A 24548-nucleotide genomic window follows, 5' to 3' on the forward strand; every position below is an offset into this window, starting at 1 on the left:
ACCCGGGAGGGTGTGGGAGAGTAGGTCACCGCCGGACAATCATTAGGTCGAGGCCCCAACCAGTCAATGGTTGGGGCTTCGCTCATTTAACACACACAACCCCGCCGGGACCCTCTCTCACTTGACGCGGCTTTTCCACCATCCCTCTCTCACTTAACGCGGGTTTTCCACCCTCCCTCTCTCACTTAACGCGGGTTTTCCACCCTCCCTCTCTCACTTAACGTGGGTTTTCCTCGATCGCTCTCTCACCCGTCCACCAGATACGGCTCAGGTTGCCGACATCCCGAACCAACCGCCGTCGTCCGCCACCACACGGAAGAGCACCCGGAACACCGCATCTAGTGAGAGAGCGTCACCCGGAAAGCCGCATCAAGTGAGAGAGCGTCACCCCAAAAGCCGCATCAAGTGAGAGAGCGTCACCCGGAAAGCCGCATCAAGTGAGAGAGCGTCCTGGGGTGTGAAGATTGCCACGATGCTGCTGCCTGGCGGTTGACTTGTCCTGCCCGGGGAGGCAACTCCACTAGAATTGATGAAGATGTACGGACTTCGAAGCGCTTGATTTCGGGTTGCGTAGGAAACGAAACACGGATACGAGCGGCTGCAGTTGCGCCAGTGGTCGGCTCACAACAGGAGGAATCCACATGGCTGAGCACAACGGCGGCAACCGCGGCGGAAATGACCGCGGCGGGTTCCGCGGACACAACAACTCCGGCGGCGAACCCCGCGGATTCCGCTCCCGGCCAGGCCGGGACAACAACGATCCTTCAAAGCGCGCAGCCGGCGGGGGAGAGCGCAAGCCTTTCGGAGACCGCGATAAAAAGCCTTTTGGTGATCGTCCGCGCCGGGATGGCGAAGGTGACCGCCGCGGGTTTGGTGGTGGCGAGCGTAAGCCGTTTGGTGACCGTGACCGTAAGCCGTTCGGTGACGGCGAGCGTAAGCCTTATGGTGACCGTGAGAACCGGTCCTTTGGTGATCGTCCGCGCCGTGAGGGCGAAGGTGACCGCCGCGGGTTTGGTGGCGGCGAGGGTAAGCCTTTTCGAGACCGTGACCGTAAGCCTTACGGCGACAGGGAGAGCCGTCCCTTCGGCGACCGTCCGCGCCGGGACGGCGAAGGCGACCGCCGCGGTTTCGGTGGTGGCGAGCGTAAGCCGTCCGGTGACCGCGACCGCAAGCCCTTTGGTGACCGCGACCGTAAGCCCTATGGTGACAGGGAAAACCGTCCCTTCGGCGATCGCCCGCGCCGTGATGGTGAAGGTGACCGCCGCGGGTTTGGCGGAGGAGAAAACCGCAAACCGTTCGGCGATCGCAGCGACCGTCCCAACCGCGGCGACCGCCAGGAAGAACGGCGCGCGCCCCGCAGCTTTGACCGCGGCCCCGGTCGCGGCGAGAGCCGTGGCGACGCCGGTCCCCGCACCTTTGGCCGCGACCGCCAGGAAGAACGCCCGGCCCGTGTACCTAACGTGCGCGACCTCCGCAGCGCCAACCGCCCTGACCGTGAACGGTCCCCTCAGATCGACGACGATGTGACGGGCAAGGAGCTGGACCGGGCCACGCAGCACCAGATCAAAACTCTTGAGGCCAACAGCGCCGAATGGGTCGCCCGCCACCTGGTGATGGCAGGGCGCCTCATTGACGATGAGCCCGAGCTGGCCTTCCAGCACGCCCTTGCCGCCAGCCGGCGCGGCGGCAGGCTTGCTGCTGTCCGCGAAGCCGTGGGCCTCACCGCCTACGCCGCCGGCCACTACGGCGAGGCACTTCGGGAATTCCGGACGTACCGGCGGATCAGCGGGTCCAACGTGCACCTGCCCGTCATGGCCGACTGCGAACGCGGCCTGGGCCGCCCCGACCGCGCCCTGGACGTGGTCCGGTCCGAGGAAGCCCAGGACCTGGACGCCCCCGGCAAGGTTGAACTTGCCATCGTGGCCGCCGGCGCACGCACCGACCTTGGCCAGTTGGATGCCGCCGTTGCCGAGCTGGAGATCCCGCAGCTGGACATGAACCGCGCCTTCTCCTACAGCCCCCGCCTCTTCCGCGCCTACGCCGACGCACTGGCTGCCGTTGGCCGGACCACCGAGGCGGACAAGTGGCAGAAGCAGGCCGTAGTGGCTGAAAACGCGTTGGGCCTTGGCGTTGACGAAGAACCGGACATCATCGACCTTGGCTGGGACGAAGAAGAAGAAGCCCGCGAGGAAGCCGAGCGCCGCCGCCTCCTGGACCGCGCATCCACCGCATCCGGTGCAGCCGCGACGTCACCCGCTGCCTCTGACGCCCCCGCCACATCACCGACAGCAAGCACCGGGGCAGCAGAAGCCCCGGCAGCTGAAGAAGCCGCGGACGCCAGCATCGATGACCAGGAAGCGGACTACTTCGTTTCGGACGACGCCGAGTCGGACGAGGACTCAGTGGAACCCGACGTGCTGGGCCACGACGAGCTGGACCACGATGGAGACGACCTGCCGGACGGCAACGCTCCGGAGGACCAGCAGTACCAGCAGGACCAGCAGGACCGCCGGGAAGACTAAGACGGATGACTGAAGCAACCCTGATCTCCCGGTTCGATGCTCTGCTCGCGGACCTGGACGGTGTGGTGTACGCCGGCCCGCACGCCATCCCCGGTGCGGTGGAATCACTGCAGCAGCTGGCAGGGATCGGCGTGGGCCTGGGCTACGTGACGAACAACGCCTCGCGGACCCCGGCGCAGGTGGCCGCACACCTCCGTGAGCTGGGTGCGCCGGCCGCTGACGACCAGGTGGTCAGCTCCTCACAGGCCGCCGCGGAGCTGCTGGCTTCAGAGCTGCCCCCGGGCTCCCGCGTGCTCATTACCGGAAGCCCCGCGCTGGCCCAGGAAATCGAGCTCGTGGGCCTCGTGCCGGTGTACAGCCAGGACGAGGAACCGGTGGCAGTGGTCCAGGGCTTCAACCCGGCCATCGGCTGGAAGGAACTCGCCGAGGCCTCCTACGTTGTTGCGGCTGGAACCGTGTGGGTGGCCACCAACACGGACATGTCCATCCCGCAGGCCCGCGGCATCGCTCCCGGCAACGGAACGCTGGTGGCCGCAGTTACGGCCGCCACGGGCCGGACGCCCCGCGTGGCCGGCAAGCCGGAGGCTCCGCTCTTCCACTCAGCCGCCAAGCGGCTCGGAGCAGAGCGCCCGCTGGTGGTGGGGGACCGGCTGGACACGGATATCCTGGGCGGCAACAACGCCGGTTTCGCCACCGTGGCTGTCCTGACCGGCGTCGACACCCGGCAGACCATCCTTGCCGCCCGCGCCGCCGAACGGCCCAACTACATCATCAACGACCTGACGGACCTGTACCGCCCCTACCCCGAGGTAACGCACGACGACGGCACATACACATGCGGTGAAGCCACCGCGCGCGTGGCCAACGGAGCCGTGGGCATCATTGGCAGCCAGGACAGCCTCGACGCCTGGCGTGCTGCCTGTGCAGCTTGGTGGGCGGCCACCCCGGACGCCTCCACGGCACAGGAACCGAAACTGGCGTGGCTCAATCACTAGACTGGTTGGATGACTGAGCTGAGCACCCCTGCCGAATCCGCAGCAGCCCAGCCCTCCCCGGACTGGCCGCTGAACAGCCAGCACGGGGTGACTGACCGGCTGGTCCATAAGGCCCTCGCACCCCTGGACGGATTGCCCCGGATCCCCGTTGCGGACCACGAAGAGGTCTATAACGCACTGCATGACAACCTGCGGGCAGCCCTGGACACCGACCCCGCAAGCGCGGACCCCGCAACCGGGGACCCCGCCAGCAGTGCCCCCTCGGACGGTGGCGCCTGATGCCGCTGCGGCTCGACCAGGCCCTGGTCGCCCGCGGCCTCGCCAGGTCCCGCACCCATGCCGCCTCGCTGATCGCCGAAGGCAAAGTGAGCTCCGCGGGCCAGGTGCTCGGGAAGGCATCACTCCAGGTCGCCGAGGACAAAGACGTTGTGGTCCAGCATGACGAACAAGACACCTATGTGAGCCGGGCAGGGCACAAACTGGCCGGCGCCCTGGAAGCATTTCCCGAGGTGCAGGCCGCCGGGAAAAGGTGCCTTGATGCCGGAGCCTCCACAGGCGGCTTCACTGATGTCCTGCTGCGGCGGGGCGCCGCGCACGTGGTGGCGGTCGACGTCGGGCACGGCCAGTTGGTGCCCCGGCTGCGGGAAGATCCACGGGTGGAAGTCCACGAGGGACTCAACGTGCGGTATATGTCTCCCGCGGACGTCGGCGGCCCTGCGGCGCTCACCGTGGCTGACCTGTCCTTTATTTCCCTGACCCTGGTGGTCCGGCCGCTGGCGGAATGCACCGAACCCGGCGGCGACCTGGTGCTGATGGTGAAGCCGCAGTTCGAGATCGGCAAGGACCGGCTGGGACGCACCGGGGTTGTGACGTCGCAGCGGGAGCGGCGGATGGCGGTGGAAAAAGTGGCCCGGGCAGCCCTCGATTCAGGCTTGGACCTGCGCGGCCTCGCGCAGAGCCCGCTTCCGGGCCAGGACGGAAACGTCGAATACTTCCTGTGGATAAAGCGCAGGATGAGCCAAGAGTTGCCTAAGATCGAAGAGCGAGACGCAGCCACCGCTGCCTTGCTCGGAACTATCTGGCACAACCACTAGAGAGCGGAACCTGATGAGCAGGCGCGTATTGGTCCTCGCCCACACCGGCCGCGAGGAATCACTGAAGGCCGCCTGGGAGGCCTGCGCCTTGCTGCACGCCTCCGGCATTGTCCCGGTGATGCAGGACTCCGAACTGGCGGACATGGAACGCTTTTTCGGCCACCTGGCCCAGCCCGTGGAAGTGCTCCACGACCACGTCCAACTGCCCGACGTCGAACTGGTGATGGTCCTGGGTGGCGACGGCACCATCCTCCGCGCGGCAGAGCTCGTCCGGGAAGTGGATGTGCCCCTGCTGGGCGTGAACCTGGGCCATGTGGGGTTCCTCGCCGAGAGCGAGCGGGCCGACCTTGCCCAGACCGTTGAATGGATCGCCAGCCGGGATTACACGGTGGAAGAGCGCATGACAATCGACGTCCAGGTCTGGGTGCGCGGACAGAAGATCTGGCATACCTGGGCCCTGAACGAAGCCGCTATCGAAAAAGCCAACCGGGAGCGCATGCTCGAAGTGGTCACCGAAGTGGACCAGCGTCCGCTGACCTCTTTTGGCTGCGACGGCATCGTGCTCGCCACCCCCACAGGCTCCACCGCCTACGCGTTTTCAGCAGGCGGCCCTGTGGTCTGGCCGGAGGTGGAAGCCCTGGTTATTGTGCCCATCAGCGCCCACGCGCTCTTCGCCAAGCCCCTGGTGGTCTCGCCCCGTTCACGCCTCGCCGTCGAAGTCCTGGGCCGGACCGATGCGCAGGGCGTCCTCTGGTGCGACGGCCGGCGCTCGGTGGACCTGCCTCCGGGCGCCCGCGTGGAGGTCACCAAATCAGCCACCCCGGTGCGGCTTGCCCGCACCCACCAGACACCCTTCTCGGCCCGGCTGGTCCGCAAATTCGAGCTGCCAATCCACGGCTGGCGCGGCCCTGTCCCCAAGGCTGACGCCATCCACACCGGCCCCATTCCCATTGTCCGGACGCCCCGTCCCATGCCGCCGCTCCAGGTGCCGGCCAGCGGGCAGCCGGACGTCGATCCCGATCCCTCAACCGCAAAGTGAACCATGCTTGAAGAACTGAGAATCCGCGATCTGGGCGTCATCACCGACGCAACTCTGCCGCTGGGCCCCGGGCTGAGCGTGGTGACCGGCGAGACCGGCGCCGGCAAGACCATGGTGGTCACCGCCGTCGGCCTCCTCCTGGGCGCCCGCTCCGACGCCGGTGCCGTCCGCAGCGGCGCCAAGAGCGCAACTGCGGAGGCTGTGCTGAAGCTCGACGCCGGGCATCCCGCCATTGAGCGTGCGCTGGAGGCAGGCGGGGAGGCGGAAGAGTTCGACGGCGGCGCGGAACTGATCCTGGCCCGCCGGCTGGGTGCGGACGGACGCAGCCGTGCCTTCCTGGGCGGAAGGGCCGCCCCTGTGGGCGTCCTGGCCGAGATCGGCGAGACCCTGGTGGTGGTCCACGGCCAGTCGGACCAGATCCGGCTTAAGGGCGCCGCGGCACAGCGCGGGGCGCTGGACAAGTTCGCCGGCGACTCCCTGGCCGGCCCGCTGGCCGCCTACCAGGAGCTGTACAACCACTGGAAATCCAGCCAGGCAGAGCTGGACGAGCTGCGCAGTGCCGCCCGGGACAGGCTCCGGGAAGCCGAATCCCTGGAGGCCGCCCTCGCCGAAATCGACGAGGTGGACCCGCAGCCGGGGGAGGACGAGCTCCTCAAGGCAGAAGCGGTGAAACTTGCCAACGTGGAGGAGCTGCGGATCGCGGCCAGCACGGCACACCAGGCGCTGATCGCGGAGGACTTCGGCGAAGCGGGCGACGCCACCACGCTGGTGGATGCAGCCAAGCGGACGCTGGAGCACGTGGCCGAACACGACGCCGAACTCGGCTCCGCGGCAGCCCGCCTGGCCGAGGTGGGCTTCCTGCTGAACGATATCGCCACCGATCTGGCCAGCTACCAGGCCAGCCTGGACACTGAGGGGCCGGAACGCCTCGCGGAGATCGAGGACCGGCGGGCCGTCCTGGCCAAGCTGATCCGCAAGTATGCCCCGTCCATCGACGAAGTGCTTGAGTGGGCAGAGAAATCCCGCGTGCGCTTCGATGAACTGCAGGACGATTCCACCCGGATCGAAACCCTGGACGCTGAAGTGGTCCGGGCCGAGGCGGACCTGCAGAAGCAGGCGGCCGCCATCAGCAAGATCAGGGCCAAGGCCGCCAAGGAACTGTCCACCCGGGTCAGCGCCGAGCTCAAGGCCCTGGCCATGGCCGACGCAACCCTGCTGATCAATCTCGAGCCCACCGGGCAGCTGGGACCGCACGGTGCTGACGAGATCAGCTTCCTGCTGCAGCCGCACTCCGGTGCCCCCGCCAGGCCGCTGGGCAAGGGCGCGTCCGGCGGTGAGCTTTCTCGGGTCATGCTGGCCATCGAAGTGGTGCTGGCAGCCGTCGATCCCGTCCCCACGTTCGTCTTCGACGAAGTGGATGCAGGCGTGGGCGGACGTGCCGCCGTCGAGATCGGCCGCAGGCTGGCCATGCTGGCACGGCACGTGCAGGTGCTGGTGGTCACGCACCTGCCGCAGGTGGCCGCCTTCGCGGACCAGCACATCACCGTCACCAAAACCTCCGTCAGGGGAGCCGACGGCAAAACGGCCACCGGGTTCACCTCAAGTGATGTCCGCCTCCTTGACGGCCCCGAACGGGTCCGCGAACTGGCCAGGATGCTGGCCGGCCAGGAGGACTCGGAATCAGCCCAGGCGCACGCGCAGGAACTGCTGGACGACGCCAAACTCCTGCCACAACGGGCCTGACAGTGCCAGCAAGGGGCTGGCGGGGAGAAGCCACCCCTTGCTTCCGGGACACCCGGACACGCAGACTGGATCATTTGGCGAAACAGTTTGCCGGACCCGTGGAAGGCGCATTTGATGATAGGCTCGAATTCCGTGGTGCAGCGATCAAATTCCCGTGTAAATTCCCGGTTCCCGGGCTCGTCCAAGACGACCAAACACATCTTCGTAACCGGTGGTGTGGCGTCCTCGCTCGGTAAGGGACTGACGGCATCAAGCCTCGGTCATCTGCTGCGGGCACGCGGCCTGTCTGTAACTATGCAGAAGCTCGATCCCTACCTGAACGTGGATCCGGGCACGATGAACCCCTTCCAGCACGGCGAGGTCTTCGTCACGGATGACGGCGCCGAGACGGACCTGGACATCGGACACTACGAGCGCTTCCTGGACGAAAACCTCGAAGGCTCCGCCAACGTCACCACCGGCCAGGTGTACTCCACCGTCATCGCCAAGGAACGCCGCGGCGAGTACCTCGGGGACACCGTGCAGGTCATCCCGCACATCACCGATGAGATCAAGCGCCGCATGCGCCTGCCCGCCGAAGGCAAGAACGCCCCGGACGTCATCATCACCGAAATCGGCGGCACCGTAGGCGATATAGAATCCCAGCCGTTCCTCGAATCGGCCCGCCAGGTCCGCCAGGACATTGGCCGGACCAACGTCTTCTTCCTGCACGTCTCACTGGTTCCGTACATCGGACCGTCCCAGGAACTGAAGACCAAGCCCACCCAGCACTCCGTTGCCGCGCTGCGCTCCATCGGCATCCAGCCCGAAGCGATCGTCATCCGCTCGGACCGCGAAGTGCCCGAGGCCATGCGCGAAAAGATCGGCCGGATGTGCGACGTCGACATCGACGCCGTGGTCAACGCCGCCGATGCGCCCAGCATCTATGACATCCCCAAGACCCTGCACTCCCAGGGACTGGACTCCTACATCGTGCGGGCCCTGGACCTTCCGTTCAAGGACGTGGACTGGACCAGCTGGGACAAACTCCTCGAAGCTGTCCACAACCCCAAGCACCACGTGGAAATCGCGCTGGTTGGCAAGTACATCGACCTGCCGGACGCCTACCTTTCCGTCACCGAGGCCCTGCGCGCCGGCGGGTTCGCCAACGACACCAAGGTCAAGATCCGCTGGGTCCCCTCCGACGAATGCGAAACCCGCGAAGGCGCCATCAAGGCACTCGACGGCGTCAACGCCATCTGCGTCCCTGGCGGTTTCGGCATCCGCGGACTCGAGGGCAAGCTGGGCGCACTGAAGTTCGCCCGCGAAACCAAACTGCCGGTCCTGGGACTCTGCCTGGGCCTGCAGTGCATGGTCATCGAATACGCCCGCAACGTGGTGGGGATGGAAGGCGCGTCCTCCAGCGAATTCGAGCCGGACTCCAAGTACCCGGTCATCGCCACCATGGAAGAGCAGCTGGAGTTTGTGGAAGGCCGCGGCGACCTCGGCGGGACCATGCGCCTGGGCCTGTACGAAGCTAAGCTCGACGCCGGTTCGGTGATCGCCGAAACCTACGGTAAGACCACGGTCAGCGAACGCCACCGCCACCGCTACGAGGTCAACAACAAGTACCGCGACCAGATTGCCGCACAGGGCCTCGTCTTCTCCGGCACATCCCCGGACGGCAAGCTCGTGGAGTTCGTCGAGCTGCCCGCGGACGTCCACCCGTACTACGTGGCCACCCAGGCGCACCCCGAGCTGAGCTCGCGCCCCACCCGGCCGCACCCGCTGTTCGCCGGCCTGGTGAAGGCGGCACTGGACCACCAGGAGGGCGCCGACACGGCCGCCGTCCAGGGTGCCGGTGCTTCCGCCGCCGCGCCGTCCGGTACGGTAGCCGCTAAGTAGTTCAGCACGACATAAAGGACGGCGCGATGCCCGGTACACACGAAGCCACCCACGTAGTCAAGGTTTCGGATGCACCGAGCCCGCGCCGTCTTTTGTCCACCGAGAAGGTCTACGAAGGCCGCATCTGGGATGTGGTCAGTGATACGTTCCAGCTGCAGGACAGCGGCGAGGCACTTACCAGGGACTACATTGACCACCCGGGCGCCGTTGCCGTCCTGCCGATGAACAGCGACGGTGAGATCCTCCTCCTGAGGCAGTACCGGCACCCCGTGGGCATGGACCTGTGGGAGATCCCGGCAGGACTGCTGGATGTGGAGGGCGAGGAATTCCAGGTGGGCGCGGCACGGGAACTCGCCGAAGAGGCGGACCTTGCCGCCGGCACGTGGAACGTGCTGGCCGATGTCTTCAACTCGCCCGGTTCCTCCAGCGAGGCCATTCGAATTTACCTGGCCCGCGACCTCACCGAAGTCCCGCACCATGAGCGCCACGAGCGCACGGACGAGGAAGCCGAAATCGAGTTCCACTGGATCAACCTGGACGACGCCGTGGAGTCCGTGCTTGCCGGCCGCCTGCACAACCCGTCCGCCGTCGTCGGGATCCTTGCCGCGGCTGCTGCCCGCGCTGACGGATTTGCGAACCTCCGCCCGGCGGACGCTCCCTGGCCCGAGCACCCCAGCCAGCGCTGATGGCCCCTGGTCCTTCGGCTGAGACTGCCCTTCCGGCTGCGGAGGCGCAGACAGTCCCGGTGGCGGCCCCCACGGCCATTGACCGGGCCATCACCGACTACCTGCAGCACATGGGCGTGGAACGCGGCCTGGCCGCCAACACCCTCGCGGCATACCGCCGGGACCTGGCCCGCTACTCCCGCTACCTTGCCGCCGCAGGCTGCATCCGCCCCGAGGACATTACGCGCCATCACGTCACCGGATATGTCCGTGCTTTGTCGGACGGGTCCGACGGCGGTACCGCCCTGGGCGTGCGGTCCGCGGCGAGGACGGTGGTGGCCGTGCGGGGCCTGCATAAGTTCTGGGCCCTCGAAGGATTCACGCCCGCCGACCCTGCCAGCGACGTCCACCCGCCGATGCCCGGGAAGCGGCTGCCGAAGGCTATCAGCGTGGATGAGGTCACCAGGATCCTGGAGGCGGCCGGTACTGATACCGCCACCGGCCTGCGGGACCGCGCCCTGCTGGAGTTCCTGTATTCCACCGGTGCCCGCATCAGCGAGGCCGTGGGCCTGGACGTGGACGACATCTCCCTCGAGGTGGCTGAAAGCGGACCTGCCATCGTGCGGCTCTTCGGCAAGGGCTCCAAGGAGCGGCTGGTCCCGCTCGGGTCCTACGGGGCCAGGGCACTGGACGCCTACCTCGTCCGCGGCCGCCCCCTGCTGGCAGCCAAGGGCAAGGGCACGCCGGCCTTGTTCCTGAACGCGCGCGGCGGCCGGATCAGCCGGCAGAGCGCATGGACCATCCTCAAGGCGGCCGCCGAGAAAGCCAACATCACCAAGGACGTCTCGCCGCACACCCTCCGGCACTCCTTCGCCACCCACCTGCTCGAAGGCGGCGCGGACGTCCGTGTGGTCCAGGAACTGCTGGGCCACGCCTCCGTGACCACCACCCAGGTCTACACGCTGGTCACCGCGGACACGCTGCGGGAAATCTACGCTGCAGCCCACCCCCGGGCGCTGGGCTGAAAGCTGCCGCGAACAGCTCCGGCCTTCTGAACTGCCCTTCGGGCACCTAGAGCAGCGCCTCGATGGTCAGTTCCACCGGGCCCAGCAGGAAAGCAAGCACGGACGTGCCCATCCCCGCGAGCAGCATCAGTCCAGGATGCGCCAGGCCAATCACCACCCGGCGCAGCCGCGGACGTCCGCGGAGGAACGATTTCGGCACCCGTGAAAACGCCGGAACCTGCCGCCAGCCGCGAAGCCGCCGCAGGAACCAGGCGCAGCGGGCTACAAACGCCAGCCACAGAACGGCCACCACCAGCGGGACCAGGGCTGCCATCAGGTTGAACCCCAGGGCGGTCACCTCACGCTCGGAATCACCCGCGAGGGCCTGGATAGTGGTGGAGATGGACGCACTCAGCACAACAGAGATGGCCCAGACCATAAATGCCGCAACGAGTGCCAGGAAACGCACAAAGAACAGGCCCAGCACCGATTCCCTTGTGGCCTTCACGAGCTGCCGGGGAGTCACGTGGAGCACGGCCAGGGTGCTGAGCAGCGTGGGCAGGGCAGCCGCAGCCACCAGCAGATACCACGTCCAGCCGGCCAAATCCACGAATTCATCCACAACAATCAGCACCGCCCAGAAACAGGTCCAGGCCCAGCCCCAGTACAAAGGGTTGCGCACCAGCCACTCCGGCAGGCGGGCATCAACGGCCGAGAGGCGGGCCGGCCGTATCCCGTCAACAGTTTCGGGAGTCACACGTAGAGCTTGGCATACTGGGCGGACCCTGGCGCCTCCTCGCGGACAACTCCCGGAGCCCCTAGGCTTGAGCGCATGACTGCAGCACGGGTTACTCTCTGCTTCCTGCTCCGTGACGGGGGTTCGGGCCCGGAGGTGCTGCTGGGCCTCAAACGGACCGGCTTTGGGCTGGGCAAGGTGGTGGGCATCGGGGGTCACGTCGAACCCGGCGAGACCGCCGGCGAGGCCGTGGTGCGTGAGGTCCTGGAGGAAACCGGCGTGGTGGTCCGGCAGGAGGACCTCACAGACGCCGGCGTGGTGCGGTTCGTGTTCCCGGCACGTCCTGAGTGGAACATGTACACCAGCCTTTTCACCGCCAGGACCTGGCACGGTGAGCCGGCGGAAAGCGACGAGATCCTGCCGGAGTGGTTCCGCGTGGACGCCCTCCCGGTGGACCGGATGTGGCAGGACGCCGACCACTGGCTCCCGGTGGTCCTGGAAGGCGGCACGGTCAACATCGTGGTCACCATGGACACCGACAACGAAGGCGTTGCGTCCTCCGAAAGCCTCCTGCCCCAGGCGTTAACGCCCGACGGCGGGCCGGCCACACCAGGGTGACCGCCCGCCGTCGTGCTTCAGTGAAGCCCTGCCCTACGGCACGTGCCGTTCCTCGGGACCGACGTACTTGCTCAGAGGACGGATCAGCGAGTTGGCGTCCAGTTGCTCCATGATGTGCGCCGTCCACCCGGTGATGCGGCTGGCCACGAACAGGGGAGTGAAGGTGGCCGTATCGAAGCCCATGAGGTGGTAGGTGGGGCCGGCGGGATAATCGAGGTTGGGTTTGATGCCCTTGGCTTCGTCCATAGCGGCCTCCAGGCCGTTGTACAGCCCCAGCAGTTCGGGCCGGCCGTAATGGGCAACCATCTTGTCCAGCGCGGCCTTCATGGTGGGCACGCGCGAGTCGCCGTGCTTGTAGACGCGGTGGCCGAACCCCATGACCTTCTTTTTCTGCGCCAGCGCGTTTTCCATCCAGGACTTGGCCCGGGCCGCCGCTTCCTCAAGGGATTCCTGCGGCCGGATGCCGATCTCGTCGAAGGTGTGCATCACGGCCTCGTTGGCCCCGCCGTGGAGCGGCCCCTTCAAGGCACCAATGGCTCCAGTAACTGCCGAGTGGAGGTCCGAGAGGGTGGAGGTGATGACGCGGGCGGTGAAGGTGGACGCGTTGAAGGAGTGCTCGGCATAGAGGATCATCGACACGTTGAACGCCTCCACCACCTCCGGCACCTGTTCCTCGCCACACGTCATCCACAGGAAGTTCGCCGAATAGCCGAGGTCGTCACGCGCCTCGATGACGCCCTGCCCGTGGCGGCGCCGCTGGTCGTACGCCACAACTGCCGGCATGGCGGCGAACAGGTCGATGGCTTTGGCCATGTTGGCTTCGCGGGACGCATCCTCGGCCAGGGGGTGCCGGGCGCCCATCACCGACGCCGCCGTCCGGCAGACATCCATGGGGTGGGACGTGTCCGGCAGCGCATCGATCACTTGCTTGACAACCGGATCAAGGGCACGGCCGGCCCGCTCCCGGGCCGTGAACTCCGCCAGCTGGTCCGGGGTTGGCAGTTCGCCGTTCCAGAGCAAGTAGGCCACCTCTTCGAAGCTGCACCTTGCCGCCAGCTCCTGGACGGGATAGCCCCTGTACAGCAGGGAGTTGGTGTCCGGGTTGACCTTCGAGACGGACGTGTAATCCACTACGACGCCGTCAAGACCCTTCTTGATGTCCTCTTCAGCCATGCTGAAACTCCTTCGTTCCTGTCGCCTTTGGTACCGGCGCGGTTTTCCCTACTCCCCGGGGACCCGGAAATTGAACACTCCGCTGTCAAAGCGGTTGTAGCCTTCGTAGTCAACGAGATCGTATAAGCGTGCGCGGGTCAGCATGCTGCCGACCTGCGCCTCCTGCGTGCCCTCGGCCATAATCGATTCCAGCGTACGCTCGGCAGCGCCCATGGCACTACGGAGAAGCGTCACCGGATAAATGACCATGTTCACCCCGACGCCCTGGAGCTGGTCCGTGGTGAACAAGTCACTTTTGCCGAATTCGGTCATGTTGGCCAGGATGGGCACGTCCACGGCATCGCGGATGGCTTGGAATTCGTCCAGTGTGGCCATGGCTTCGGGGAAGATCGCGTCCGCCCCTGCGTCCACCAGTGCCCGGGCGCGGTCCTGTGCGGCTTGGAGTCCTTCCACGGCGCGGATGTCGGTGCGGGCCATGATGAGGAAGTTCGGGTCGCGGCGGGCGTCGGCGGCGGCGCGGATCCGTTTGGTGGCGGTGTCCAGGTCCACCACGTTTTTGCCGTCGAGGTGGCCGCAGCGTTTTGGGTTGAACTGGTCCTCGATGTGCAGCCCGGCGAGGCCCGCGTTTTCGATTTCCTGGACGGTGCGGGCCACATTCATGGGTTCGCCGAAGCCGGTGTCGGCGTCCACGATGGCGGGCAGGTCGGTCATCCGGGCGATCTGCCCGGCCCGGGTGGCGACTTCGGTGAGGGTGGTCAGGCCGATGTCCGGCAGGCCGAGGTCGTTGGCGAGCACCGCGCCGGAGATGTAGACCCCGGCGAAGCCCTTCTCCTGGATCAGCCGGGCCGAGAGGGGGTTGAACGCGCCTGGGAACTGGGCGATGGTGCCGGATGCGAGGAGCTCGCGGAACCAAATGCGCTTCTGTTCGGGGGTGGTTTTGGAGTACAGCATCAGAAGAGCCCCTTGGGTGCGGCGTTGAGGTTGATGACGCCGGGGGCGGCGGTGATGTTGAGCTGGTCCAGTTCCCCGGGGGCGAGTTCGGGGAGGCGTTCGACGGCCGCGAGGAACCGTTCGATTTCGGCTTCCTCCACGAGGCCGGCGGCGAGGGTACGGAACTTGGTGATGTACTGCTCGCGGCCGAAGGGCCGGGCGCCGAGGGGGTGGGCGTCGGCGACGGCGATCTCATCGGTGATGACGGTGCCGTCGGTGAGGGTGATCTCCACGGACCCGCCGAAGGCCTTCTCTGCGATGTCCAGGGAGTGGTAGCGGCGGGTCCATTCCGGGTCTTCCTCCGTGGTGACCTTCTGCCAGAGCTCGACGGTGTCCGGGCGGGCGGCCCGTTCGGGGGAGTAGGAGTCCACGTGGTGCCAGGCCCCGTCCTGCAGCGCGACGGTGAAGATGTAGGGGATGGAGTGGTCCAGGGTTTCCCTCGACGCCGTCGGATCGTACTTTTGGGGGTCGTTGGCGCCGGAGCCGATCACGTAGTGGGTGTGGTGGCTGGTGCGGATCAGTACCGACTTGACGTTGCCCGGCTCGGTGGCCTCGGGATGTTCCCGGTTGAGCTTGCGGGCCAGGTCGATCCAGGCCTGGGCCTGGTACTCGGCGGAGTGTTCCTTCGTGTAGGTGTCCAGGATGGCCCGCTTGGCCTCCCCGGGAGTGGGGAGCGGAACCATGTAGGACGCGTCCGGTCCGTCGAGCAGCCAGGCGATCACGCCGTCTTCGCCTTCGTAGATCGGCACCGGGGAGGTCTGGCCGCGCATGGCACGGTCGGCGGCTTCGACGGCCATCTTGCCCGCGAAGGCCGGGGCGTGGGCCTTCCAGGTGGAGATCTCGCCCTTGCGCGACTGCCGGGTGGCTGTGGTGGTGTGCAGGGCCTGGCCCACTGACTGGAAGATGGTTTCGACGTCGAGCCCCAGAAGGGTGCCGATGCCGGCCGCGGCGGACGGGCCGAGGTGGGCCACGTGGTCGATCTTGTGCTTGTGCAGGCAGATGGCCTTGACCAGGTTCACCTGGATCTCGTATCCGGTGGCGATTGCGCGCACCAGGTCCCGGCCGCTGGAGCCCACGTGCTGGCCCACGGCCAGGATCGGGGGAATGTTGTCGCCGGGGTGGGAGTAGTCGGCGGCGAGGAAGGTGTCGTGGTAGTCCAGCTCACGGACTGCTACCCCGTTGGCCCAGGCCGCCCACTCAGGGGAAACACGTTCGCCGATGCCGAAGACCTTCGCGCCCTTGCCTCCGGTCGAGGGGCCATGGGCCAGGGCCTGCGCCCGGGCAGCGACAATCGGCGCCCGGTTCAACGACGCGATGGCCACCGAGGCATTGTCGATGACCCGGTTGACCACCATCTCCGTGACGTCATCAGTGACCTCTACGGGGTCGGCAGCCACCTTGGCGATCTTGTACGCCAGCTGGTCCTCGCGGGGAAGGTTTTCCTCGCTCTTGTAGACGCGGACGTGGTGTTCCTTGACCATGGGGCTCCTTCTAGCGGGGTGGGTGGGTGGCTTTGATGTGGGACAGGCTGCGGTGGAGATGCAGGGTGGTGGCTGATTGTGCGAGGCGGGGATTTCCGATAGCGATGGCCTCCGCGATAGCCGCATGTTCGGCTGCTGCAGCGGTCAGCCGGGCGGCATCGTCGGCGGCCAGCCGACGGACCCGGACAAGATGCACCCGGAGGCTGCGCATAGCCTGCGCCAGGTAGGAATTGGAGATCGCGGCATCGATCGCTGAGTCCAGGCGTTCGACCAGCAGGTAGTAGTCCTCAAGGGCGGGTGCGCTGCCGTTGAGGAGTGAAGGTGCCGCCCGGAACTCCGCCTCCAGTGTCCGGAAAGCAGTGGGGTCGCCGCGCTCCGCCGCGAGTGCTGCAGCTTTGCTTTCCAATGTCTCCCGGAGCTCGAAGAGTTCCTCGATGTCCTCCAGCGAGATGCCGGTGACGACGAGGCCGCGGCCGCCCGCCGTCGTCAGGCCTTCTGCTGTCAGGCGGGCCAGCGCCTCCCGGAGCGGCGTGCGCGAGACGCCAAGCCGCTCCGCCTGTTCCACTTCGGCCAGCAAGGTCCCCGGCTGGAGCCGCCACTGGACAATGTCGTCGCGGAGCGCGGTGTAGGCGCGGTCGCTGGCTCGCACTGGTTGTCCCTTCGTTGGTACAGCCAGTGTATACAGTAGGCGCGAAAAAAGCAGCAGATCTACCCGGCGATTTTGATAAAAAAGCACTGAGTGTATACACGCTGTCGGATTGGGATCCCGACAGGCTCAATCACCGGACGCCGGAAGGCACCATCACCGGGCTGCCCAGCGGTACTCATTCTCAGGCCGGCCGGGGGTGCCGTAACGGGCCGTCCTGGACACGGTCCCGGCGTCGGCCAGGTACTCCAGGTAGCGGCGGGCGGTAACACGGGACATCCCCAGGGCGTCCATAACCTCCGTGGCGGACACGGCGCCCTGCTGCTCCTTCATGAACTCCTGGACCGAAGCCAGCGTGGACACCGAAAGGCCCTTCGGCAATGGCAACTCGGAGGGTGCGCGCAGGCTGGCGAACGCCTGGTCCACGTCCGTCTGCGAAGCTCCCGTCTTCCCGGAACCCCCTGGCGGGCCGGCGAGCTGCTGCCGGAACTGGCGGTAGCTTTCCAGTTTGTCTGCGAAGGTGGCGTAGGTGAACGGCTTGATCAGGTACTGGACCACACCGATCGCCACGGCGCTGCGCACGATGGCCAGTTCGCGGACGGCGGTGATGGCAACGATGTCGGCCAGGATCCCGGACGCCCGCATCCGGCGGGCGATGTCCAGTCCGTGGAGGTCGGGAAGGTTCATGTCCAGCAGGACGAGCTCCACCGGGTTCCCCGCCGCAGCGAACTCGTTGAGCAGCCGCAGTGCGGACTGTCCGTCCGGGGCCGTGCCGGCCAGCTCGAAACCGGCCAGCCGCCCCACGTAAGCCGCATGGGCGGCAGCTGCGATGGCCTCATCCTCCACAACGAGGACGCGGATATTGCTCAACGGTTGTGCTCCTTCTCTGCTGTGACCGCTGCGGGGAGGAACACTTCGAACTTGGCACCGCGCCGGCCGTTGATTGTCAGGGTACCCCCCAGGCGGTGCACAGCCTGACGGACCAGCGCCAGGCCGATGCCCCGCCCGCCGGGGCCGGACGGCTTGGTGCTGAACCCGTGCCGGAGCAGGTTCTCCGCTGCCGCCGGATCAATGGCCGGACCGGAGTCGTGGACTGTGATGTCCAGGCCTTCCTCATCCGCTTCCACCGTCAGCTCCACCTTCCGGGGTGGCAGGCCGTCCGCAGCTGCATCCATGGCGTTGTCCAGCAGGTTGCCCAGGATGGTCACCAGGTCCTGCACGGCGATCCCCGCCACACTCGCCGAGCCCAGCGCGGAAACGTCCAGCTGTACTCCGCGCTCGTGCGCCTCGGCCACCTTGCCCATCACCAGGGCACCAAGAACCGGCTCGTCCACCGAGCTGACCATGTCATCGGTCAGTTGCTGGCTGAGTTCCAGGTCTTTCGTGGCGAAGGCCAGCGCCTCCTGCGTGCGGCCCAGCTCCAGCAGCGAAACCATCGTGTGCAGCCGGTTGGCATGCTCGTGCGTCTGGGCCCGGAGCGCATCAGAGAGCGTACGCATGGTTTCGAGTTCGCTGCCGAGGGCCTCGATCTCGGTCCGGTCCCGCAGGGTGGCCACAGTGCCGTAGACAGGAGTCCTCCCGCGGCTGCCCGTCGAGGCCGGCCCCTTGGCGGGCCCCTGGTTGACCACCAGGATGCGCGAACCTGTGAGGACGATCTCGTCCTTGGCGTTGCGCCCGGACTCGAACAGGATCCTAAGCCCCTCGTCCAGCGGCAGGTCGGCCAACGACGGCGGCCGCGTGGGGTCCTTGCTGCCGGGACCTTCCAGGCCCAGCAGCTCGGCCGCCTGGTCGTTGTACATCACCACGTGGCCTTTGGTGTCGATCAGGATCAGCCCCTCCCGCACCGAATGGAGCACGGATTCGTAGTAGGCGAAGAGCTGGGCCAGCTGCTCAGGCCCCCAGCCCCGCGTGACCCGCCGGAGATACCGTCCCAGCAGCCACGAGGCCAGCGAACCGCCCACCAGCAGGGCCAGTCCGATGGCCGCGAGGGCGGGGAGCCGGCCGGACACGGCAATGTCGACGTTCCGGACCGTGACGCCCACGGCGACCAGTGCTTTGACGTTCCCGGCCGCATCCTTCACCGGCGCTATGGTGCGCACCGAGGGCCCCAGCGTTCCCGCCGTCACCTCGGTGAACGTCCCGCCGCCCAGTGCCGCGTCAATGGAGCCGATGTAAGGCCTGCCGAGTTCCTCGTTGCGCGGATGCGTCCAGCGCGTCCGGTCCGGCGCCATGATCGTCACGAAGTCGGCTCCCGATCCGGCCATCACATTGAGCGCGTAGGGCTGCAGCAGAGCCGAGGGATCGGCGGTGTCCGCAGCCTGGAGCACCAGGGGATTGGCTGCGATCGCGGCAGCAACGCCGGTCATCCGGCGCCCGGCTTCCTCATAGGTGCGGTCGCGGGCGTCGATGAACGTGGCGGTACCAACAATCGCGATGAAGGACACCACAATCAGCAGGTTCGCCACAAAGAGCCGGCGGGCGATACTCCAACGGTGGATCATCTGTACCTTTCCCCGACGGATTCAACGTCGCCCGGCCGAAAACTGCGTCACGACCAATATGAACGCAACGGTGAGCTGGGTCACCACCTGCCCAATGATGGATATCACACCGGAGGACGTGTTGAGCCCAGAGACTGTGCCGCAGCGTCTACCAGATTATCCAAAGGAGACACATCATGGCTTCTCAACGAGGAGAGTCGCTTGACAGCGTGAAGACGCCGCGCAAGGGCCTGGACAAATCGCATTACCTCTACATTGCCGTCATCGCCGCCGTCATCCTGGGCGCCATCGTCGGCCTGCTGTTCCCTGAAGTGGGCAAATCCCTCAAGCCGCTTGGCGACGGGTTCATCAAGCTCATCAAGATGATGATCGCCCCCATCATCTTCTGCACCATCGTCCTGGGCATCGGCTCCATCGCCAAGGCCGCGACGGTGGGCAAGGTAGGCGGCCTGGCGCTGCTCTACTTCGTCATCATGTCCACCTTCGCCCTGGCCATCGGCCTGGTGGTGGGCAACATCATCCACCCCGGTGAGGGCCTCAAGCTGACCCCCTACGATCCCAACAAGAAGGCCGCCACGGACAGCACCGTGGACTTCCTGCTCGGAATCATTCCCGGTGACATCCCCGTCCTTCCCACCCTCCTTGCCGCCATCCTCGTTGGTTTTGCACTGCAGAAGATGGGGCCGCAGGGCGCGCCGATCCTGAAAGCCATCGGCCACGGCCAGGCACTCGTGTTCCGGATCCTCATCATGATCATGTGGCTCGCCCCCGTGGGCGCCTTCGGTGCCATCGCCGCCGTCGTCGGAGCCACCGGCTTCCAGGCAATCGTGAGCATGTTCACCCTGATGATTGCCTTCTACATCACCTGCGCCCTGTTCATCGTGGTCATCCTCGGCGGCCTGCTCCAGGTGGTGTCCGGCGTCAACATCTTCAAGCTCATGAAGTACCTGGCCCGCGAATACCTGCTCATCTTCTCCACGTCCTCCTCCGAGGCAGCACTGCCCCGCCTGATCGCGAAGATGGAACACCTCGGCGTCTCCAAGCCCGTCGTCGGCGTCACCGTCCCCACCGGCTACTCCTTCAACCTTGACGGCACGGCCATCTACCTGACCATGGCATCGCTCTTCGTTGCGAACGCCATGGGCACCCCGCTGGACCTCGGCGCCCAGATCTCCCTCCTGATCTTTATGATCATCGCCTCCAAGGGTGCTGCCGGCGTCACCGGCGCCGGCCTGGCCACCCTCGCTGCCGGCCTGCAGGCACACAAGCCCGAACTGCTCGGCGGCGTAGGCATGATCGTGGGCATCGACCGGTTTATGTCCGAGGCCCGCGCCCTGACCAACTTCACCGGCAACGCTGTGGCAACCATCCTGATCGGCACCTGGGTCAAGGAAATCGACGGCGGCCAGGTTGGCCGGGTCCTCTCGGGCGAGGAGCCGTTCGACGAGGCGACCATGATCGCCCACCACCATGGCGAGATGGCACCCAAGGAAGAGGGCGCACGGACGGTTGCCACCACCGCCTAGCCCCCTTCGCTAACCTCCAAACTGCCCCCGCAGCCTCTGCTGCGGGGGCAGTTTTGCGTGCCGGAACGGGGCAACCTTCGACCTCAGCTAGAGGGTAAAGGCTCAACATTCGCGGAAAGTCAAGTTGCCTCGAATACCGTGTCGGGCGCTGTAACCTTGGGGAGAAGCAGGAGCGTTGCTGGCCATCCAGCGGCAGGAAATCACCGTCATCGAAAGTGTGGATAGATACGTGAGCAGCGAACAGGGTTCAGCAACTCTGGAGGGCACGGAATTCGACCTGGAAGACGCGGTGATGGGGCCCACGGGGCGCCCATACCGCGAGTTCCCGGAACCCGCGCCGCTGTCCTCCCACGGTCCGGCCCGCGTCATCGCCATGGTTAACCAAAAAGGCGGCGTTGGAAAGACCACCTCCACCATCAACCTCGCGGCAGCACTGGCCGAATACGGCCGCCGTGTGCTCCTGGTGGACTTTGATCCCCAGGGCGCCCTGTCCGCCGGCCTGGGCGTCAACCCCCACGAACTGGACCTCACGGTCTACAACGTCCTCATGGACCGCAAGGTAAACATCCGGGACGCCATCCACCAGACCGGCGTGGAGAACGTCGACCTGCTGCCGGCAAACATCGACCTCTCGGCAGCCGAAGTGCAGCTGGTTAACGAGGTGGCACGCGAGCAGGTACTGGACCGTGCGCTCAAGAAGGTCGAAGACGAATACGACGTCGTCCTCATCGACTGCCAGCCGTCACTCGGACTCCTCACCGTCAACGCCCTCACCGCCGCGCACGGCGTGATCATTCCGCTGATCTGCGAGTTCTTTGCCCTCCGTGCGGTGGCGCTGCTGGTGGAAACCATCGACAAAGTCCAGGACCGGCTGAACCCCCGCCTGCAGGTGGACGGCGTGCTGGCCACCATGTACGACGCCCGCACCCTGCACAGCCGCGAAGTGATCGCCCGCCTGGTGGAGGCCTTCGGGGACAAGGTCTTCGAAACCGTCATCAAGCGCTCCATCAAGTTCGCCGACGCCACCGTGGCCGCCGAGCCGATCACGAGCTACGCCGCCACCCACGTGGGGGCCGACGCTTACCGCAGGCTGGCCAAGGAACTGATTTCGCGCGGCGGCGCACCCTAGCCACGCCGTGGCCGAAACCAAGCCCGGCTTCGAGGTGCGGCTGGCCAACTTCACGGGTCCGTTCGACCTCCTGCTGGGGCTGATTGCCAAACACCAGCTGGACATCACCGAGGTGGCCATCGCCACCGTCACTGACGAGTTCATCAAGTACATCCGGAACCTGCAGAAGCTGGGCGAAGAGTGGGCCCTGGATGAGGCCAGCGAATTCCTGGTGATCGCGGCAACGCTCCTGGACCTCAAGGCTGCCCGGCTCCTGCCTGCCGGCGAGGTGGACGACGACGAAGACATCGCGCTTCTGGAAGCCAGGGACCTGCTCTTCGCCCGGCTGCTCCAGTACAAAGCGTTCAAGCACGTGGCCGGCCTCCTCGGCGAAACATTGCACCAGGAGGCCCTGCGCTTCCCCCGGCAGGTCGCGCTGGAAGAACACTTCGCAGCGATGCTCCCCGAACTCGTCTGGAAACACACGCCCGAACAGTTTGCCCGCCTGGCCGAAGCAGCCATGCGGCCCAAGGCTCCGCAGCCAACCGAAGTAGGCCTTGCCCACCTTCACGGCGGCACAGTCAGCGTGAAGGAGCAGGCTGAGATCGTGGGCCTTCGGCTGCAGCTCGAATCTCCGCTGACGTTCCGGACCCTGATCGCCGACGCCGACTCCACCCTGGTGGTGGTGGCCAGGTTCCTTGCCCTGCTGGAACTGTTCCGGGACAAAGCCGTCTCGTTTGACCAACTCTCGCCGCTGGGGGACCTGGCCGTGCACTGGACGGCCGGCAGCGGGGACTGGTCCGCCGAGAACCTGAGTGAGGAATTTGAGGAGCAGCTGTGACCCAACAACCGACAGAAGACCCAGCCCGGGAGGAACCGGACGTCAATGGCCTCCCCGGCGGCGCCAAGGCTGCCCTCGAGGCCGTGCTGATGGTCATCGATGAGCCCGCCACGGAAGAGGAGCTGGCCGCCGGCCTTGAGCTGACCGTTGATGCGGTGGGCGCCCTGCTGGCAGAACTCCAGCGCGAGTATAACGGCTATACTGTTAACGCCCCGGATATGGATTCAGCCAGCCCAGCTGGTTTCGGCTCCAGCCCCCGGGGTTTTGAATTGCGGAAAGTCGCCGGTGGCTGGCGGATCTACTCCCGTGCTGAATTCGCCCATATCGTGGGCAAATATGTGCTGGAGGGGCAGACGGCCAGGCTCACCCAGGCCGCCCTGGAAACGCTCGCGGTGATCGCTTACCGCCAGCCGGTCTCCAGGGCCAGGGTGTCCGCAATCAGGGGAGTTAATGTTGACTCCGTCGTACGGACACTCGCTCAGCGCGGGCTGATCGAGGACTCGGGAACCGATCCCGAGTCCGGCGCCATCCTCTACCGGACCACGTCGTACTTCCTCGAACGGATGGGCATCAGTTCAGTGGCCGAGCTGCCGCAGCTGTCCCCGCACCTCCCGGGGCTGGACGGGATCGCGGAGTTCTACGACGCCGAAGCAACGTAGGCAGGGAACCAGCCCTGGCTGCGGCACGAGTACTTACAAGGGCAGATTATTTCTGCACGGCTGGCTAGGGTTGTCTTTGGACACCTTGCCGGTCAACATATCGAAGGACGGGTCATGACACAGGCGGGACGCCAGGGTTCACCACGTAACAGTTCGGGACGCAACAGCTCCGGACACAACAACACGCCGGGACGCAGCACCTCCCAGGGCGGCGCGTCCGCCGGCGGCTTCCGCGGCGGTTCAGCCAAGCGCGGCGCCGGCTTCGGCAGCGACCGGCCGCACCGCGCGCCCAAGCCGCGCGAGGAGCGCTTCATCGACCCGGATGAGGCACCGGAAGCCCGGACAAGCGGGGGAGCCCCGGAAGCAAGGGCCGCCAAGCCTTCTTCCCGGAAGCCTGCCGCGCGCAAGCCCGGTGCCAAAAAAGCGCCCGGCACTCCCGGGGCCCCCAAGCAGAAGCCGCGGACCGGCGCCCCCGGGGCAGCCGCCTCACGCGCCTTCGGCAGCGAACGCTTCGGCCAGAACCTCGGGCCGATCCGCAAGCCGTCACGCAAGAAGGGCCCGCGCGGTGAAGTTCCCCAGTCCGAACTCCACGATGCCGACGGCGTCCGCCTGCAAAAGGTGATGGCCTCCGCCGGCGTGGCATCACGGCGTGTCTGCGAAGAGATGATCGCCGAGGGCCGGGTGGAAGTGGACGGCCAGGTGGTCACCGAGCTCGGCGTCCGGGTCGACCCGAAAACCGCCGTCATCCACGTGGACGGCATCCGGATCCAGCTGGACGAGAACATGGTCTACATGGTGTTCAACAAGCCCAAGGGTGTTGTCTCCACCATGGAGGATCCCGAAGGCCGGCCCTGCATCAGCGACTTCCTCCGGAACCAGCATGGCGAGCGGCTCTTCCACGTGGGCCGGCTGGACGTCGCCACCGAGGGGCTGCTCCTGCTGACGAACGACGGCGAACTGGCAAACCGGCTGACGCACCCGTCCTATGAGGTTCCCAAGACATACCTGGTCCAGGTCCGCGGCCCGTTCCCGCAGGGGATCGGCGCCCAGCTGAAGCAGGGTGTTGAACTGGAAGACGGTTTTGCCTCCGTCGATTCCTTCCGGCTGGTCGACTCCACCCCGGGCCACGTGCTGATCGAGGTGGTGCTGCACTCCGGCAAGAACCGCATCGTGCGCCGCCTGTTCGACGCCGTCGGGTTCCCGGTCCTGCGGCTGGTCCGCGTCAAGGTGGGACCCATTGGCCTGGGCGACCAGCGCCAGGGAAGCATCCGCAACCTTGGCAAGCAGGAAGTCGGCCACCTGCTGGCATCCGTAGGGCTCTGA

23 protein-coding genes are annotated in these 24548 nt (G+C 66.4%); 15 read left to right on the forward strand and 8 right to left on the reverse strand.

Annotated elements, in window-relative coordinates; genetic code table 11:
- Positions 1 to 764: 764 nt before the first annotated feature.
- Positions 765 to 1559 (reverse strand): hypothetical protein, encoded by a 795-nt coding sequence (locus tag AC3A4Z_RS00005; RefSeq protein ID WP_498709223.1) that lies wholly within the window; start codon positions 1557 to 1559, stop codon positions 765 to 767.
- Here AC3A4Z_RS00005 and AC3A4Z_RS00010 point away from each other — a divergent pair.
- The 9 genes from AC3A4Z_RS00010 to xerD all read left to right on the forward strand — a co-directional run bounded on the left by AC3A4Z_RS00010 (position 1524) and on the right by xerD (position 10967).
- Positions 1524 to 2522, forward strand: coding sequence for a hypothetical protein (locus AC3A4Z_RS00010; RefSeq protein WP_498709225.1), 999 nt, complete (start codon positions 1524 to 1526; stop codon positions 2520 to 2522). The two genes, AC3A4Z_RS00005 and AC3A4Z_RS00010, sit on opposite strands and share 36 nt — an antisense overlap.
- A gap of 5 nt (positions 2523 to 2527) precedes the next feature.
- On the forward strand, positions 2528 to 3517 hold the full coding sequence (locus AC3A4Z_RS00015; protein WP_498709226.1) for an HAD-IIA family hydrolase: 990 nt from the start codon (positions 2528 to 2530) through the stop codon (positions 3515 to 3517).
- Between the two features lie 9 nt (positions 3518 to 3526).
- Positions 3527 to 3796: a hypothetical protein gene (locus AC3A4Z_RS00020; protein ID WP_498709227.1), complete on the forward strand. Its 270-nt coding sequence runs from the start codon at positions 3527 to 3529 to the stop codon at positions 3794 to 3796.
- A complete protein-coding gene (locus AC3A4Z_RS00025; RefSeq protein ID WP_498709228.1) occupies positions 3796 to 4611 on the forward strand; it encodes a TlyA family RNA methyltransferase in 816 nt (271 codons plus the stop codon). Before AC3A4Z_RS00020 ends, AC3A4Z_RS00025 begins: the two co-directional genes overlap by 1 nt.
- Before the next feature lie 13 nt (positions 4612 to 4624).
- Positions 4625 to 5650, forward strand: a complete 1026-nt coding sequence (locus AC3A4Z_RS00030) for an NAD kinase (protein ID WP_498709231.1) — start codon at positions 4625 to 4627, stop codon at positions 5648 to 5650.
- Between the two features lie 3 nt (positions 5651 to 5653).
- Positions 5654 to 7393: a DNA repair protein RecN gene (gene recN / locus AC3A4Z_RS00035; protein WP_498709233.1), complete on the forward strand. Its 1740-nt coding sequence runs from the start codon at positions 5654 to 5656 to the stop codon at positions 7391 to 7393.
- A 114-nt stretch (positions 7394 to 7507) separates the two neighbouring features.
- Entirely contained in the window at positions 7508 to 9277 is a 1770-nt protein-coding gene (pyrG, locus tag AC3A4Z_RS00040; RefSeq protein WP_493971636.1) for a CTP synthase, read from the forward strand.
- Positions 9278 to 9303: 26 nt separating this feature from the next.
- Positions 9304 to 9963, forward strand: coding sequence for an NUDIX domain-containing protein (locus tag AC3A4Z_RS00045; RefSeq protein ID WP_498709234.1), 660 nt, complete (start codon positions 9304 to 9306; stop codon positions 9961 to 9963).
- Complete coding sequence (gene xerD, locus AC3A4Z_RS00050; protein ID WP_493971634.1) at positions 9963 to 10967, forward strand: site-specific tyrosine recombinase XerD; 1005 nt, start codon at positions 9963 to 9965, stop codon at positions 10965 to 10967. The genes AC3A4Z_RS00045 and xerD overlap by 1 nt, the downstream gene beginning before the upstream one ends.
- Before the next feature lie 46 nt (positions 10968 to 11013).
- Here xerD and AC3A4Z_RS00055 read toward each other — a convergent pair whose 3' ends face one another.
- Positions 11014 to 11703, reverse strand: coding sequence for a hypothetical protein (locus tag AC3A4Z_RS00055; RefSeq protein WP_498709236.1), 690 nt, complete (start codon positions 11701 to 11703; stop codon positions 11014 to 11016).
- Positions 11704 to 11778: 75 nt separating this feature from the next.
- Here AC3A4Z_RS00055 and AC3A4Z_RS00060 point away from each other — a divergent pair, with 75 nt between their 5' ends.
- Entirely contained in the window at positions 11779 to 12300 is a 522-nt protein-coding gene (locus tag AC3A4Z_RS00060) for an 8-oxo-dGTP diphosphatase (protein ID WP_498709238.1), read from the forward strand.
- 33 nt (positions 12301 to 12333) lie between these two features.
- On the opposite strand, the gene AC3A4Z_RS00065 is transcribed toward AC3A4Z_RS00060, so the two are convergent.
- From AC3A4Z_RS00065 to AC3A4Z_RS00090, 6 genes are all read right to left on the reverse strand, one after another.
- A complete protein-coding gene (locus AC3A4Z_RS00065; protein ID WP_498709240.1) occupies positions 12334 to 13473 on the reverse strand; it encodes a bifunctional 2-methylcitrate synthase/citrate synthase in 1140 nt (379 codons plus the stop codon).
- 48 nt (positions 13474 to 13521) lie between these two features.
- Complete coding sequence (gene prpB / locus AC3A4Z_RS00070) at positions 13522 to 14424, reverse strand: methylisocitrate lyase (protein ID WP_498709242.1); 903 nt, start codon at positions 14422 to 14424, stop codon at positions 13522 to 13524.
- Positions 14424 to 15944: an MmgE/PrpD family protein gene (locus AC3A4Z_RS00075; RefSeq protein WP_498709243.1), complete on the reverse strand. Its 1521-nt coding sequence runs from the start codon at positions 15942 to 15944 to the stop codon at positions 14424 to 14426. The genes prpB and AC3A4Z_RS00075 overlap by 1 nt, the downstream gene beginning before the upstream one ends.
- A 10-nt stretch (positions 15945 to 15954) precedes the next feature.
- Complete coding sequence (locus AC3A4Z_RS00080) at positions 15955 to 16593, reverse strand: GntR family transcriptional regulator (RefSeq protein WP_498709244.1); 639 nt, start codon at positions 16591 to 16593, stop codon at positions 15955 to 15957.
- Between the two features lie 153 nt (positions 16594 to 16746).
- Positions 16747 to 17460 (reverse strand): response regulator, encoded by a 714-nt coding sequence (locus tag AC3A4Z_RS00085; RefSeq protein WP_498709246.1) that lies wholly within the window; start codon positions 17458 to 17460, stop codon positions 16747 to 16749.
- On the reverse strand, positions 17457 to 19091 hold the full coding sequence (locus tag AC3A4Z_RS00090; protein ID WP_498709249.1) for a sensor histidine kinase: 1635 nt from the start codon (positions 19089 to 19091) through the stop codon (positions 17457 to 17459). The genes AC3A4Z_RS00085 and AC3A4Z_RS00090 overlap by 4 nt, the downstream gene beginning before the upstream one ends.
- A gap of 176 nt (positions 19092 to 19267) precedes the next feature.
- Between AC3A4Z_RS00090 and AC3A4Z_RS00095 the strand changes: the two genes are divergently transcribed.
- The 5 genes from AC3A4Z_RS00095 (at position 19268) to AC3A4Z_RS00115 (ending at position 24548) form a co-directional block, all read left to right on the forward strand.
- Positions 19268 to 20617, forward strand: a complete 1350-nt coding sequence (locus AC3A4Z_RS00095; protein WP_493971625.1) for a cation:dicarboxylate symporter family transporter — start codon at positions 19268 to 19270, stop codon at positions 20615 to 20617.
- Between the two features lie 229 nt (positions 20618 to 20846).
- Positions 20847 to 21746 carry a ParA family protein gene (locus AC3A4Z_RS00100; RefSeq protein ID WP_050055622.1) on the forward strand — a complete coding sequence of 300 codons (900 nt, stop codon included), beginning with the start codon at positions 20847 to 20849 and terminating at the stop codon, positions 21744 to 21746.
- 7 nt (positions 21747 to 21753) lie between these two features.
- Entirely contained in the window at positions 21754 to 22566 is an 813-nt protein-coding gene (locus tag AC3A4Z_RS00105; RefSeq protein ID WP_498709251.1) for a segregation and condensation protein A, read from the forward strand.
- Positions 22563 to 23225 carry an SMC-Scp complex subunit ScpB gene (scpB, locus tag AC3A4Z_RS00110; protein ID WP_498709253.1) on the forward strand — a complete coding sequence of 221 codons (663 nt, stop codon included), beginning with the start codon at positions 22563 to 22565 and terminating at the stop codon, positions 23223 to 23225. Before AC3A4Z_RS00105 ends, scpB begins: the two co-directional genes overlap by 4 nt.
- A 114-nt stretch (positions 23226 to 23339) precedes the next feature.
- The gene (locus AC3A4Z_RS00115; RefSeq protein WP_493971622.1) at positions 23340 to 24548 is read left to right on the forward strand and encodes a pseudouridine synthase; all 1209 of its coding nucleotides are present in this window, start codon (positions 23340 to 23342) and stop codon (positions 24546 to 24548) included.

The sequence above is a fragment of the Arthrobacter sp. Soil_C_49 genome (assembly GCF_057656635.1).

Excerpts from the sequence above, each read along its gene's own strand:
- AC3A4Z_RS00015 (WP_498709226.1), top strand. The coding sequence starts at position 2,528 with ATGACTGAAGCAACCCTGATCTCCCGGTTCGATGCTCTGCTCGCGGAC.
- AC3A4Z_RS00020 (WP_498709227.1), top strand. The coding sequence starts at position 3,527 with ATGACTGAGCTGAGCACCCCTGCCGAATCCGCAGCAGCCCAGCCCTCC.
- AC3A4Z_RS00025 (WP_498709228.1), top strand. The coding sequence starts at position 3,796 with ATGCCGCTGCGGCTCGACCAGGCCCTGGTCGCCCGCGGCCTCGCCAGG.
- AC3A4Z_RS00030 (WP_498709231.1), top strand. The coding sequence starts at position 4,625 with ATGAGCAGGCGCGTATTGGTCCTCGCCCACACCGGCCGCGAGGAATCA.
- recN (WP_498709233.1), top strand. The coding sequence starts at position 5,654 with ATGCTTGAAGAACTGAGAATCCGCGATCTGGGCGTCATCACCGACGCA.
- pyrG (WP_493971636.1), top strand. The coding sequence starts at position 7,508 with ATGATAGGCTCGAATTCCGTGGTGCAGCGATCAAATTCCCGTGTAAAT.
- AC3A4Z_RS00045 (WP_498709234.1), top strand. The coding sequence starts at position 9,304 with ATGCCCGGTACACACGAAGCCACCCACGTAGTCAAGGTTTCGGATGCA.
- xerD (WP_493971634.1), top strand. The coding sequence starts at position 9,963 with ATGGCCCCTGGTCCTTCGGCTGAGACTGCCCTTCCGGCTGCGGAGGCG.
- AC3A4Z_RS00060 (WP_498709238.1), top strand. The coding sequence starts at position 11,779 with ATGACTGCAGCACGGGTTACTCTCTGCTTCCTGCTCCGTGACGGGGGT.
- AC3A4Z_RS00065 (WP_498709240.1), bottom strand. The coding sequence starts at position 13,473 with ATGGCTGAAGAGGACATCAAGAAGGGTCTTGACGGCGTCGTAGTGGAT.
- prpB (WP_498709242.1), bottom strand. The coding sequence starts at position 14,424 with ATGCTGTACTCCAAAACCACCCCCGAACAGAAGCGCATTTGGTTCCGC.
- AC3A4Z_RS00075 (WP_498709243.1), bottom strand. The coding sequence starts at position 15,944 with ATGGTCAAGGAACACCACGTCCGCGTCTACAAGAGCGAGGAAAACCTT.
- AC3A4Z_RS00090 (WP_498709249.1), bottom strand. The coding sequence starts at position 19,091 with ATGATCCACCGTTGGAGTATCGCCCGCCGGCTCTTTGTGGCGAACCTG.
- AC3A4Z_RS00095 (WP_493971625.1), top strand. The coding sequence starts at position 19,268 with ATGGCTTCTCAACGAGGAGAGTCGCTTGACAGCGTGAAGACGCCGCGC.
- AC3A4Z_RS00115 (WP_493971622.1), top strand. The coding sequence starts at position 23,340 with ATGACACAGGCGGGACGCCAGGGTTCACCACGTAACAGTTCGGGACGC.